This window comes from Rossellomorea aquimaris (genome assembly GCF_020172085.1).
In the GTDB taxonomy this organism is placed as follows: Bacteria; Bacillota; Bacilli; order Bacillales; family Bacillaceae_B; genus Rossellomorea; species Rossellomorea aquimaris_E.
In genome coordinates this window covers 49755-62108 of the sequence record NZ_JAIVAT010000001.1, presented here as the reverse complement: position 1 = coordinate 62108, position 12354 = coordinate 49755, and the positions used below count along the sequence as shown (strand labels likewise).

12 protein-coding genes and 1 other annotated feature (1 of these 13 cut by a window edge) are annotated in these 12354 nt (G+C 44.7%); of the genes, 3 read left to right on the top strand and 9 right to left on the bottom strand.

What is annotated here, in order from left to right:
- Nucleotides 1-153, bottom strand: a binding site (T-box leader); it reaches 70 nt to the left of the window's first position.
- Between the two features lie 60 nt (nucleotides 154-213).
- From LCL96_RS00405 to LCL96_RS00390, 4 genes are all read right to left on the bottom strand, one after another.
- On the bottom strand, nucleotides 214-381 hold the full coding sequence (locus LCL96_RS00405) for a hypothetical protein (protein WP_224939523.1): 168 nt from the start codon (nucleotides 379-381) through the stop codon (nucleotides 214-216).
- A gap of 56 nt (nucleotides 382-437) precedes the next feature.
- A complete protein-coding gene (locus LCL96_RS00400; RefSeq protein ID WP_224939522.1) occupies nucleotides 438-1214 on the bottom strand; it encodes a 3-hydroxybutyrate dehydrogenase in 777 nt (258 codons plus the stop codon).
- A gap of 13 nt (nucleotides 1215-1227) precedes the next feature.
- A complete protein-coding gene (locus LCL96_RS00395; RefSeq protein WP_224939521.1) occupies nucleotides 1228-2550 on the bottom strand; it encodes a GntP family permease in 1323 nt (440 codons plus the stop codon).
- Between the two features lie 270 nt (nucleotides 2551-2820).
- A complete protein-coding gene (locus tag LCL96_RS00390) occupies nucleotides 2821-4182 on the bottom strand; it encodes a sigma-54 interaction domain-containing protein (protein ID WP_224939520.1) in 1362 nt (453 codons plus the stop codon).
- Nucleotides 4183-4357: 175 nt separating this feature from the next.
- Here LCL96_RS00390 and LCL96_RS00385 point away from each other — a divergent pair, with 175 nt between their 5' ends.
- Nucleotides 4358-4861 carry a cupin domain-containing protein gene (locus LCL96_RS00385; RefSeq protein WP_224939519.1) on the top strand — a complete coding sequence of 168 codons (504 nt, stop codon included), beginning with the start codon at nucleotides 4358-4360 and terminating at the stop codon, nucleotides 4859-4861.
- Nucleotides 4862-5185: 324 nt separating this feature from the next.
- On the opposite strand, the gene LCL96_RS00380 is transcribed toward LCL96_RS00385, so the two are convergent.
- The 3 genes from LCL96_RS00380 to LCL96_RS00370 all read right to left on the bottom strand — a co-directional run bounded on the left by LCL96_RS00380 (nucleotide 5186) and on the right by LCL96_RS00370 (nucleotide 6962).
- Nucleotides 5186-6373, bottom strand: a complete 1188-nt coding sequence (locus LCL96_RS00380; RefSeq protein WP_224939518.1) for an MDR family MFS transporter — start codon at nucleotides 6371-6373, stop codon at nucleotides 5186-5188.
- A gap of 134 nt (nucleotides 6374-6507) precedes the next feature.
- Nucleotides 6508-6672 carry a glycogen biosynthesis protein GlgD gene (locus LCL96_RS00375; RefSeq protein WP_224939517.1) on the bottom strand — a complete coding sequence of 55 codons (165 nt, stop codon included), beginning with the start codon at nucleotides 6670-6672 and terminating at the stop codon, nucleotides 6508-6510.
- Nucleotides 6669-6962 carry a YtzC family protein gene (locus LCL96_RS00370; RefSeq protein ID WP_224939516.1) on the bottom strand — a complete coding sequence of 98 codons (294 nt, stop codon included), beginning with the start codon at nucleotides 6960-6962 and terminating at the stop codon, nucleotides 6669-6671. The genes LCL96_RS00375 and LCL96_RS00370 overlap by 4 nt, the downstream gene beginning before the upstream one ends.
- A 202-nt stretch (nucleotides 6963-7164) precedes the next feature.
- Between LCL96_RS00370 and LCL96_RS00365 the strand changes: the two genes are divergently transcribed.
- Nucleotides 7165-8130: a TIGR01212 family radical SAM protein gene (locus LCL96_RS00365; RefSeq protein WP_224939515.1), complete on the top strand. Its 966-nt coding sequence runs from the start codon at nucleotides 7165-7167 to the stop codon at nucleotides 8128-8130.
- Complete coding sequence (locus LCL96_RS00360) at nucleotides 8127-8699, top strand: class I SAM-dependent methyltransferase (protein WP_219170524.1); 573 nt, start codon at nucleotides 8127-8129, stop codon at nucleotides 8697-8699. Before LCL96_RS00365 ends, LCL96_RS00360 begins: the two co-directional genes overlap by 4 nt.
- A gap of 40 nt (nucleotides 8700-8739) precedes the next feature.
- On the opposite strand, the gene LCL96_RS00355 is transcribed toward LCL96_RS00360, so the two are convergent.
- Together LCL96_RS00355 and LCL96_RS00350 are read right to left on the bottom strand one after the other, a co-directional pair.
- A complete protein-coding gene (locus LCL96_RS00355) occupies nucleotides 8740-9744 on the bottom strand; it encodes an LLM class flavin-dependent oxidoreductase (protein ID WP_224939514.1) in 1005 nt (334 codons plus the stop codon).
- A gap of 101 nt (nucleotides 9745-9845) precedes the next feature.
- Complete coding sequence (locus tag LCL96_RS00350) at nucleotides 9846-12260, bottom strand: immune inhibitor A domain-containing protein (RefSeq protein ID WP_412103502.1); 2415 nt, start codon at nucleotides 12258-12260, stop codon at nucleotides 9846-9848.
- Nucleotides 12261-12354 lie beyond the last annotated feature (94 nt).

Genomic DNA, 12354 nt, shown 5'->3' with positions numbered 1-12354 from the left:
CATTCATCCTTAACGCGGAAAACGGCAAGTCTTACTGTTGGTTCACACTTGCAACTCAGCAGGCGAGTTCATGATGCTTCTGGTTGACTTTCACCACCCGTCAACTCTCTACGACAGAAAGCCGTCATTACTACTCCTGATCAACGTTTCAATATAGATAAACATTATATGTATTCACTATTTTAGTGAAAAATATACAGAAGCGCAAGCCTATTATTGGTTATTGGATGAGATTTTTGTCATTTGGAGGAGGTGACAGGTAGGAATGTCGTCCTGGATGTTGAAAATCCAGCCGATCTGACAAATCTTCCAGCCGAAAACGAAGAGTATCCGGCCGTTTCCATCGAAAATCCAGCCAATATACATTTTCTCCCAACCCAACCTCCCTCTCCCCAAATAAAGAAACGGCCCCCTAAAAGGCCGTTCCCATCCCAAACCTATTGAACCGTATACCCTCCATCCAGTATGACTGCCTGACCCGTGATCCCTTTCGCTGCATCACTGCACAGGAACATGGTATAGTCAGCAATCTCTTTCACATCCAACAATCTTCGCTGCGGGACGAGAGGATAGATGACTTCTTCGATCACTTTCTCAAAAGGTACATTTCGAGTCTTGGCAAGGTCCGCCAGTTGATTCCGTACCAATGGCGTATCCACGTAGCCCGGACACACTGCATTCACGGTGATACCGTACTCTGCTGTTTCCAGGGCTGCCACTTTCGTCAGTCCGATGACTCCATGCTTCGCAGAATTATAGGCTGCCTTGCCGGAGAAGCCGACCAACCCATTGATGGACGCCATGTTGATGATCCGACCCCCTCCTTGTTCTTTCATATGTGGAAGAGCATGCTTGATCGCAATAAACGGCGCGGTCAGCATGACCTTTACAAGCAGCTCAAACTTTTCTGTCGGAAATTCTTCAATATGTGATACATATTGGAGCCCGGCATTGTTAATCAAAACATCCAGTTTTCCATAGTGATTCACTGCTTTGGTGATCGCGTCTTTTAGTTCCGTTTCGGAGGTTACGTCACATCGCAAACCAAGAACTTCTAATCCTTCTGCATTTAGGGCATCTGCTGCTTCTTGAACGGTATCTTCCTGCAGATCGGTTAATACGACTTTTGCTCCTCCTGCGGCAAATTCCCTACCGATTTGGTAGCCGATTCCCTGAGCTGCCCCAGTTATAAACACTACTTTATTTTCTACCATGATGGCTCCTTTCTTATATCCCTACTCCTAAGGTGAATAATAGAATCGCCAATGCCAATCCGAGAAGAGGTACGATGACGGTCAACGCACCAACTGCCCCATACGCTTCACCGTGGGTTTCATTACAGATCGAACGAATTGTCGTTACCACATATCCATTGTGAGGCAGTGAATCGAGCGCTCCGGAAGAAATCGCGACAACCCGGTGAAGGGCTTCGGGGTTTACACCCATGTCTACATAGTGCGGAGCAAGGATTGGCAGTGCAATTGCCTGACCACCCGATGCGGAACCGGTCATACCTGCAATGACACTGACGGCGATGGCTCCACCGATCAATGGTGAACCGGGAATATTCGTCATGACATCAACTGCTGTGCTGAAGGCTGGTACAGCTTTGGCAACCCCACCGAAGCCAACCACGGCCGCTGTATTCCCGATGGCGATCAATGCTCCTACCGTTCCTTCGGAAACAGCTCCCCAGAAGCCTTTGAAATATTTACGATTCAACACATAAGCTGAAATCACTCCACCTAATAGGGCAATGATCAAGGCAGATTGCTTTAAAGAATCATGGAATGAAAAAGCCAGAATGAGTACAACCAGTAATGGAATCAAGCCCATGAAAGGATTTGGTAATGGTCTTCCTTCATCAATGACCGGATCTTCTTCACGAGAGTGAAACTTCTCTCCTTTTTTGACGGCTTTTGTGATCATGCGTTTTAACCACCAGTAGCCAAATACAGCCATAAACACAGCAACAATCAAGCTGACTTCCCAGCCTGCATAAGGTGTTGTGCCTAAGTATTCAATCGGAATCCAGTTTTGGATTTCCGGTGAACCGGCAGAGGTCATGGTAAATGTGACCGAACCGAATGCCAATGCTGCCGGGATGAAGCGACGCGGCAGGTCGGCTTGTTTAAATAAACTTACAGCCATAGGATAAACAGAGAATGCGACAACGAAGAGACTGACTCCCCCGTATGTCAACACCGCACACGCGAGTACAATGGCGAACACAGCGTATTTCATCCCTAATTTCTCTACTACAAAACGGGAGACACTATCTGCTGCTCCGCTGTCTTCCATTACCTTTCCGAATACAGCCCCCAGTAAGAACATCAGATACCAGGCAGCAACAAAGCTTGTGAATCCTGACATATAGTTCGTTACGAGATTGGCTTCCCCCTCACCGGCTAATTGCGGAAAGAGTGGCATTCCACTTAATAACGCAACGAATAATGCCGATATGGGGCCAACAATCAGGATATTCATCCCCCTCATCGTTAAAAAGATTAATAATATGAGTCCTCCAATCAGACCGATCATGCTTAACATGATATTTCCCCCTTTGTTCTCTAAAAGTGGTTACGCTTACATTTTATTTGTTAACACGCACGCTCCCCTTTCTAAAAAATCTGTTCCAATTACATACATGCAAAATTCGTGCCAACTTTCAGATTACTGAAAATTCAAATATGTATTTTTTCACATTCCGAATTTCCGGACAAGAGAGGCAATTTAGACACAAAATGGTCATGATTCCTCATACACAAAAACAGTCCGGAATCATGGACTGTTTTCCACATTTCCGGACTCCCCAACCTATCATAAAAGCTCATACTTATTTAACTTTTCATACATGCTTGATTTACTTATCCCCAGTGACTCAGCGACCTTTCGTTTGTCCTGTTGATGGGTTTGTAGACTCTGGGATAAGACGGATTTCTCTGTTTCCTCCAGGATTTCTTTCAATGTCTTTGATCCCACATCATAAACATTTCCAGCCTTCATATAAGATGGCAGGGATGAAAGTGCAATCTTGCTTCCATTTGACAAATACGTCGATGCATTGATGACGTTTTCCAATTCCCGAAGATTTCCCGGCCAGCTGTATGAAAGAAAGATTTGCATCACTTCATGCTCAAAATCACTGATCCGCTTCCCCGAAGACTTTGTTGATTTATCCAGAAAAAAGGACGCCAGGCTTTCAATATCTTCCTTCCGCTCTCGAAGTGGAGGAATCTGAAACGGGACGACATTGATCCGGTAATACAAATCACTCCGAAATCGCTTTTCTTCCATCATTTTCTCTAGGGGACGATTCGTTGCCGCAATGATCCGGACGTCTACATGCTCTATACGGGTGGAGCCGACCGCCTCGACTTCTCCTTCCTGCAATACCCTTAGAAGCTTCGCCTGCATATTCAGAGGCATATCACCGATTTCATCAAGGAACAGAGTCCCCTTGTGGGCAAGCTGAAACTTCCCTTTCTTGCCGCCCTTTTTCGCCCCGGTAAAGGCTCCTTCCTCGTAACCGAAAAGCTCTGATTCCAGTAGATGCTCCGGAATCGCTGCACAGTTCACTTTGATGAAAGGCTGGCCGCTCCTCTCACTCAGCTGGTGAATGCTGTGGGCGAACAGTTCTTTCCCCGTTCCGCTTTCCCCTCTGATCAGGATGGAAATATCACTCGGTGCAATCATTTTCGCTTTGTCTTTCAATTCATTCATGCCGGGTGAGTCACCGATGATATCATTCAGTGAATACTTCACACCGGTGTTGATATCCTGAATGTAACTTTGAATCTTCGACATCATGTTCTTCACATGTGAGCTCATTTGCATCCATTCACTCGTATCCCGGAAGATGACGGATCCGAATGCGCCGATCACCTTTCCGTGTACAGAGATCGGAATTCGATTGGCTATCATGTAATTCCCTTTAATGTACTGAAGATCAGCAACCTCTTCCTTCCCACTTTCAGCAACTACGTGCATTCTTGTGTTTTCAATTACCTTCGTCACATGTGAACCGATCGCCTTTTCCCTTTCTACCTCAAGGAAGCGACAATAATTGTCATTTATGTAAATGATGATGCCTTCATTATCAACGACAACCAACCATTCGAAAGCGTTCTCAAGAATGATTTCAATCATGTCCACGGATACCTGCTTTAATAAACTGCTCATTTCCCATTGCCTCCTCCATTTTGCAAGAGAACATATAGTTTTATAGTAGCACATCCATTCCACATCATTGTGAAAAGAATTCCTTTCTGCCAATAATTTCAATTACCAGTTCAAAATCGGTTTAATGCATGAGGTATTAGGGAAACTTCTTAACAATGAATGGAGGAATGAAAGGATGAAAATCGCAGAATTGAAACTATTCTATTTCGAAGACGATGGAATCATCCCGAATAACCCTGACCTGCCCGTAATCATTTACCGGAACGCCCTGGATCAAGCTGCTGAAGCAGAAGAGACATTCAACCGGAATCAATGGCTGAACAGCTGGACGAATGGCATATATGATTATCATCATTACCATAGCAATACTCATGAAGCATTGGCTGTCATCCAAGGTGAAGCAAACGTTCAATTAGGCGGGGAGATGGGAGAACATGTTACGGTCCAGCAAGGTGATGTGATCATCCTCCCTGCCGGTACGGGACATAAGAGATTGTACGCAAGTCACGATTTTAAAGTCACAGGCGCCTATCCAAATGGAGACGAATATAATGTAAAGAAAGGATCATTGCGTGAAAGACCCAGTGTGTTGATTGACATCAAAAACGTACCCCTTCCATCATTAGATCCTGTATTTGGGGATAGCGGTCCACTGTTGAAGTACTGGCTAAAGAAATGATGTAGAAATGGTTCTGCGTCCCATTCGGATTTTCATTCCTATTTCTCTATAGTCTTGTTTCATCGATACGGGCACCTTTCTTCTTTCATACACATGACCAATCCGAAGTTTTTTTAAAATTGGCTTGTTTTTTTAAAAGTCCTATGCTATTCTATTATAGCGATGAGCTGAATTGTGTAAGTCGGGGATCACGTCCTAGTGACAACAAACGATGTGGCGTTTGCTGATCCACCGCCTCAATTTTTTGCAAGTGGGCTTCCGTAGGAAACGGGAGCCCTTTTTATATGGAGAAAAACCCCCAATGAATTTTCATTGGGGGTTTCTTTATTGTTGAGCCGAAACGGGAACGGCATTTTTCTTTCTCAATGGCCGGTCATATTGACTGGTGATCAATAATGAAACGACAAAGAAAGCGATCAACGTCATGAACAGCACCTGCATGCTGAATACATCCACCAGTACTCCTCCGATGAACGGACCGATCATTCTTCCGCCCGTGGCAGTACTGTTGACGATTCCTTGATAGAACCCCTCTCTTCCCTTTGGGGCAAGTGAGTTCGCTATAGTTGGAACCGCAGGCCAAATGAGCATTTCACCAATGGTCAAAATGATCATGGCCATAGCAAACCATTGAAATTGATCAGCCATCGATGCCACACCGAACGACATCATGAAAATGACAGTCCCGATCATGATTTGAAGCTTTAAATTGTTTTCGAATCGCTTGATGGCTTTTGATAAAAGCGGCTGTGCCAGAACGATGAGTGCACCGTTGATCGTCCACAATAAGCTGTATTGTTTCAAGGAAATATTGATTTCCTGCGTATACGTTGCAATAGTGGATTGCCACTGCACATAGCCCACCCAGCATAATAAATAGGCGATACAAATGAATAGAAGAGCCTTTAGTTTCGAGCGATCCTTGATCACCTTCGATTCATTCAGCACCGACGTTTGGTGACCAGCAACGGAAATGTTCCGATAGCCAAACATTGCAATCAAGAAAAAGACGATATACATACTCAAATTCGCTAAAAATATATAGTTAAAGGAGAATGAAGCGACGAAACCGCCCAAGGCAGCTCCTACAGCAACTCCAATGTTTTGAGCGACATAGACAGAATTGAATGCTTTCCTTCCACCTTCCGGCCAAACAGAACCTGCCATGGCATACATGGAAGGAAATACGATCCCTGAGCCAAATCCAACAATCGTCAAGAAGACAACATAGAAAGAAAAGCCGTGCCAAATGTTCATTCCGATCAGGGCGGATAATGTAATGGAAATCCCTAATAGAATGGAACGATATCCACCAAAACGGTCGAACAATGTTCCTCCAATCAGATTTCCAATGACACTCGCGCCTGCATTCATCATCAGCACAATTCCCGCCACAGATAGTGACTTTCCTAAATTTTCATGAAGATAGATGGTATTGAGCGGCCATAAAAAAGAAGCTCCCGTCACATTCACCATCATTCCAATGACTAGCAGCCATAAAGATTTGGGCATCACTCTGCCCCCTTTCCACTCTTTTATTTCGAGTCCCAAAAGGATTTTACTCCTTTTGGTGAACGGGAGCAAGAATTATTTCTTGAAAAAATAAAAAAACCGGGCACTCATAATGAGCACCTGGTTCATGACGATCATTTACCGTTGTGATGGTCGGATTTAACAGGTTGACCCTGTTTTTCGTAGCGCTTTTTGGCTTCTTTGACCGGGTTGTTTTCTGCACCGAATTCTGTATCCATGGTTCGGAAATCACTACGGGTCTTTTGTTCAGGGTTGTTTTGATCAGAGCGTGTACTCAATGTAATTTACCTCCCACGACATTTGGATCATGATCTAACAAAATCATTTCATTCTGTAAAGTCTGAAGCTGAAGTCTCATGCGGTGCAGTTGTTCACGCTGTTGTGAGTTTGCACTATTCGCCATGTGAGCCACGTCGTTGACTGCTTCTTCTAACTGCTGCATGGCTTTCGTGTACTCCACATCATGATAATGCTCCTGCTGCGACCCTGATTTATATTGTTCTTGAGCGTAACGAATGGCATCTTCACACTTTTGAATGCATTCATCCATTGAATTTCTGGTTGCCATTACGACTACCTCCTTGATGGTTGGAATAAAGAAGAGAAAGGACCCATCCTTAGCTCCTCTCCCTCTTAGTTTGAACCCGATTGTCCGTTTCAGAAGTGGTAATCTTCGCCTATTTCCTTTCGCAGGATACATTTGTCCCCCTGTTCATGATAAAATCTTTTTGAACGACCTACATACCGTTTAACACATTGAAAGCTAGGAGGTGTTTGTCATCGGGACAAACCCATTTCCATATGCCACAGATTTAAAACGATATCATACGTGGAACTACCATTTGAGAAATCATTTTGGACATAAAGTCTTTAAGGTCGCTTTAGATGGCGGCTTCGACTGCCCTAACCGTGACGGCACGGTTGCTCACGGCGGCTGTACCTTTTGCAGCGCCGCCGGATCAGGAGATTTCGCCGGAAGCAGGGTCGATCCCCTGGAAAAGCAGTTTAATGACATAAAAGGAAGAATGCATCAAAAATGGAAAGATGGAAAATACATGGCCTATTTCCAGGCATTCACAAACACGCATGCACCTGTTGATGTGCTAAGGGAAAAGTATGAATCCGTCCTTCATCAGGAAGGAGTCGTCGGTCTTTCCATCGCCACCCGCCCCGATTGTCTTCCAGACGACGTGGTCGAGTACCTGGCTGAATTGAATAAAAGAACCTATCTATGGGTGGAGCTGGGTCTGCAGACCGTTCATGAAAAAACAGCAGGCTTGATCAACCGGGCGCATGACTATCAATGTTATGTTGATGGTGTCAATAAATTGCGCCGACACGGAATTCGTGTGTGCTCCCATATTATTAACGGACTTCCCCAGGAAAATGAGGACATGATGATGGAAACGGCACGTGAGGTAGCGGGACTTGACGTCCAAGGAATCAAGATCCACCTCCTGCACTTATTAAAAGGTACACCCATGGTCAAGCAATACGAAAAAGGACTGGTGGACTTCATGGATTTTGACCACTACGTCAAACTCGTCTGTGACCAATTGGAAGTCATCCCGCCCGAGATGATCGTACACCGCATAACCGGGGACGGACCTATCGACCTGATGATCGGACCAATGTGGAGTGTGAATAAATGGAGCGTACTCAACGCCATTGACGATGAACTGAAACGCCGGGACAGCTGGCAGGGAAAATTTTATAAAGTGGATGTGAAAGCATGAAATTAGATCGAATACTACCTTTCGCAAGACAGCTGTTAGAAAGAGCTGTCAAACCGGGAGACATTACCATAGACGCAACGCTTGGAAATGGGCATGATACCCTGTTCCTCGCTCGCTTAGTTGGAGAAAACGGTCGTGTATATGGTTTTGATATTCAAGAAGAAGCCATTGAAAACACCAGGGAACAGCTCAATACCCATGATCTTGCCCACCGCGTGACCCTTTTTCATCAGGGACACGAGACCGTCATGAACGTCATCCCCCCATTGCATCATGGGAAAGTGACGGGAGCAGTCTTTAATCTTGGATACTTACCAGGCGGTGACAAAGATATCGTCACCCGTCCAAAAACGACGATACTTGCTCTGAATCAAATTCTAGAAATGATGGCACCTGAAGGAATCCTTGTTCTCGTGATTTATCATGGACATCCAGAAGGCGCGGTAGAACGGGATTACATTCTCCGCTACGTTGAACGATTGGATCAAAACTACGTTCATGTCCTTCGTTATCAATTCATGAACCAGCTTAACAATCCTCCATTCATTGTAGCGTTGGAGAAGAGATAAAAAATAGGGACGGACCTCTGAGAAGGTCCGTCCCTATTTTTTATAATAATTCGTTTGCGATGAGTTCAAATGATTTGAGTTTGTCTTTGAAGTCATGGGTGATGCTTACGAGCATGATTTCATCGGTTTGGTACTGTTCGCTGAGTGCAAGAAGTTTTTCTTTCACTTTTTTCGGATTTCCGACCACCATCCGCTTGCGGTTTTCACGCACTCTCATTTCTTCAAATGGAGTGTATTGGTAGGCAGCCGCTTTTTCTGGGCTTGGCGTTCCGTTCGAGCGCATGCCTTGCTCGATCATCAGGATTGAAAGATCCAAGCTCGATGCGACTCTTTCTGCTTCCTCATCCGTCTCTGCACAGATGGCAAATACGGCCACGATGTTCTTCGGTTCTTTCAAGTACTCCGAGGGAACAAAGTTATTTCGGTAGGCTTGAGTATATTGTGGTCCACCCTCCCCATTGATGAACTGAGCGAATGTGTATGGCAGTCCTTTTTGAGCTGCCAGCATCGCACTGGATGGACTTGAACCGAGCATCCATACTTCCGGCATCGTCTTGATCAAAGGTGCAGCTGTTAAACCCTGGTACGGATGACCATCAGGTAAGGAATCCGTGAGATAGCCTAGGAGATCATCGATCTGTTCTGGATAGCGATTCACATCCCGTGGTTTCCCGTCATGAAGGGCCATCGTAGCCATCGGCATCCCTCCAGGTGCCCTCCCCAATCCTAAATCGATCCGATTCGGGTTCAACCCTTCCAGCAATCGGAAATTCTCCGCTACTTTGTATGAAGAGTAATGGGGAAGCATGATGCCTCCAGACCCTACTCGGATCTTTGACGTATTTTGAGCAAGATGAGCAATTAACACTTCCGGTGATGAACCGGCAAGTCCCGTGGAATCATGATGCTCTGATACCCAGAACCGTTCAAACCCTAATTTCTCTGCATGCTGTGCTAATGTTACTGTATGATGTAAAGCCTCTTGAGGGCTCATTCCTTCTGCAATCGGTGACTGATCTAAGACACTTAGCTTCAAAATGGACATCTCCTTTAATTGATGTGTGTATTATTATCAATTCTGATGAAAAAAATGTCCACTAACATGCTTAAAGGGTGACGGCCGAATCGCCGTCACCCTTTGCTTAATTATTTCTTGTAGATTAAAACTTTACCGACTGAACCGTCATGACTTTGGCCAGTAACACGGAATTTTAATCCGTAGTTCGGTACGTTACGTCCAGCGTCTACCATACCCTTGTTGCTGTAATCTTTACTATCGTCGAATAGTGGATTACGTTTAGTATGGTTATCTTTCATCGTCAGTCCCAGTAATTCAGAGTAATCCAGGAACATTTTTTCTGATTTGTTTAGGCTGAATGCCGCATCGTGAACTTGGTAGCGTGTAGATCCAACTGATCCGTCGCTCCAATAGTTTGTTTTTTGGTCTGCATCGACAACCCCAACGAAACCGTCTCCAGGATGAGTTCCTGTCCAGTTATCGCTGTATGATTTATCTACATACCATACAACCAAACCGTCATCGAATTGCATTAAGCTTGCACCACGGCGGATGTTGGCAAGACCTTCATCGACACCGTTGTGACTGCGCCATTCAAGCAGGTAGTAGTGCTCCTTCAGGGAAATTCCGTTTGATACTTCGAAACCTTCCGTTTTAAATTGAGGGTCGCCTTCAGCGCCATCTTCAAACACGACATTTCCATCAACTATTAAAGTGGCATTATCTAATGCGAAGCCATCAAGAGCAAGGCCGCCATCTGTAACGTAATTGAATGTAAGTGTTACTTTTTGACCGGCAAATTGGCTTAAATCGTAAGACTTATCAACCCATTCACCTTTAGTTGATTCAGCACGAGCATCTCCATCCGTATCATCGTCACCGATCGTGTCCAGTTCAACTTCCTCACCGCTATCCGTTGTAGCCGTAACGTGAAGGAAATCGTAATCGTACTCAACATCATATAACGTTTTGAAGCTGAATGTAGCGTTTGTTGCATTCGTTAGATCAAATTCAGGAGAAACTAGAGATGTATTAAGGTCATCTCCCTTTGTACTATAGTAGTACTTTTCTCCAAATGCTGGCATAATGCCTTGTACCTCTTTTTGAGGAAGATCAATTTTTACAACATCGTTATTGGTACCTTTAGTTGCTGCTTCATCTAAAAGGACTTCAGTTCCTTTACGTGTAATGTCTTCTACGCTGTACTCACTTCCAGTTTGCCAATTCCCTTTCGTACCTTCATTATCCACTACAGCAGAAGCCTGCAGCATTTCTTTCATGTATGGACTGAATCCAGAAGGCATTGTACCTGGAATCGCTCCAGCCCAGCTTCCGCTTGCCATGATGGACCAGTAGCTCACAGGTTCACCAGTACCAGTGTATTGGGTGTCGTATTCATCAGGAAGTCCTAAATCATGTCCAAATTCATGGGCCATAACACCGACTGCACCGTCTTCAGGTTCGATTGTGTAATCATATGCGTACATTGTACCTTGTCCCCAATAGTCAACTTCTGGAGTAGGAGATCCAGCAATCGGAAAAATTCCACCAAGGTTCCAACGGTGAGACCAGATAGCATCAGATCCTAAAGATCCACCGCCAGCTTCTTCACCAACACCTGAGTGAATGACCATTAAGTGATCGACAAGTCCGTCTGGCTCTAGGTAATTCCCATCACCATCAAGATCGTAACGATCCCATTTATCATAGTCTGCAAGGTTAACGTTCGGGTCAGCTGCTGCTTGAGCAAGAGCTTCTTTGATCAGGCCGCGTGCATTTACGTCGCTTCCGTCTGGCTGTGGATCATTACCACCATAGGCAGCTGCCGGATTACTTGCTGTGTACCAGCCCGCAACATTACCGTCCACTGAATAGCTTCCACCAGATTGCTGTTCATAGTATTGCTTCATCGAAACATAAGTCTTGCCATCAGGACCTTTCCAACCGCCTGTTCCAAATAGCATGTCTTGATAATGTTCGCGTGAGTATGCATCGTCCCCATCATAATACATATCCGTTTCATCTTCGGTCATGGAGTTATGAGGCTTGTCCGGATAATCAACGAGAAGTACCAATACTTCATCCGTACGTTTTTCACCGTCATATGCTTCTTCTTTCACCGGATCTGGAGAATTCTTCTTAGCGTGTCCTAGCTTATTCCCTTTCCCGGAGGTAACACTATTATTTTTCATGGCTTTTTGAAGCTTTTCTTTCGTCTTTACTTCTTCCGTTTGAAGGTCGCCTTCATCTGCTTGTTTTTCAGCAGAATCCATTTTTGCTTTCAAGAACTTTTGCAAACCTTTCTGAGCTTCTGCTGGTGTCGCATTTTTCTTGATTTTACCTTCCTTCTTCAGCATTTCGATCAGGCGTTCATCATTCGCAATACCTAAATCGAAAGCCCCTCCATGCTTATGGTCATATTTCACCGTTGGCTTTGCTAACACATTCTCAGGTCCTACGGTCGCAGCTGATGCAGGTACAGCAAATGCCCCTACACTTAGAGCCGCAGCCATGGCCATCGACAACATTTTACGAGATTTCAAACATGATTCCCCCTTAAAATATGTACTAAATTTTCAAACTAATTACAATATACTTTAGTATTCTGAAAAGTAAATATTTTCAGATAACAAATAG

What these genes read in the sequence shown, in the direction of transcription:
- LCL96_RS00400 (WP_224939522.1), bottom strand. Translation starts at nt 1,214, where the DNA reads ATGGTAGAAAATAAAGTAGTGTTTATAACTGGGGCAGCTCAGGGAATC.
- LCL96_RS00395 (WP_224939521.1), bottom strand. Translation starts at nt 2,550, where the DNA reads ATGTTAAGCATGATCGGTCTGATTGGAGGACTCATATTATTAATCTTT.
- LCL96_RS00390 (WP_224939520.1), bottom strand. Translation starts at nt 4,182, where the DNA reads ATGAGCAGTTTATTAAAGCAGGTATCCGTGGACATGATTGAAATCATT.
- LCL96_RS00385 (WP_224939519.1), top strand. Translation starts at nt 4,358, where the DNA reads ATGAAAATCGCAGAATTGAAACTATTCTATTTCGAAGACGATGGAATC.
- LCL96_RS00380 (WP_224939518.1), bottom strand. Translation starts at nt 6,373, where the DNA reads ATGCCCAAATCTTTATGGCTGCTAGTCATTGGAATGATGGTGAATGTG.
- LCL96_RS00370 (WP_224939516.1), bottom strand. Translation starts at nt 6,962, where the DNA reads ATGGCAACCAGAAATTCAATGGATGAATGCATTCAAAAGTGTGAAGAT.
- LCL96_RS00360 (WP_219170524.1), top strand. Translation starts at nt 8,127, where the DNA reads ATGAAATTAGATCGAATACTACCTTTCGCAAGACAGCTGTTAGAAAGA.
- LCL96_RS00355 (WP_224939514.1), bottom strand. Translation starts at nt 9,744, where the DNA reads ATGTCCATTTTGAAGCTAAGTGTCTTAGATCAGTCACCGATTGCAGAA.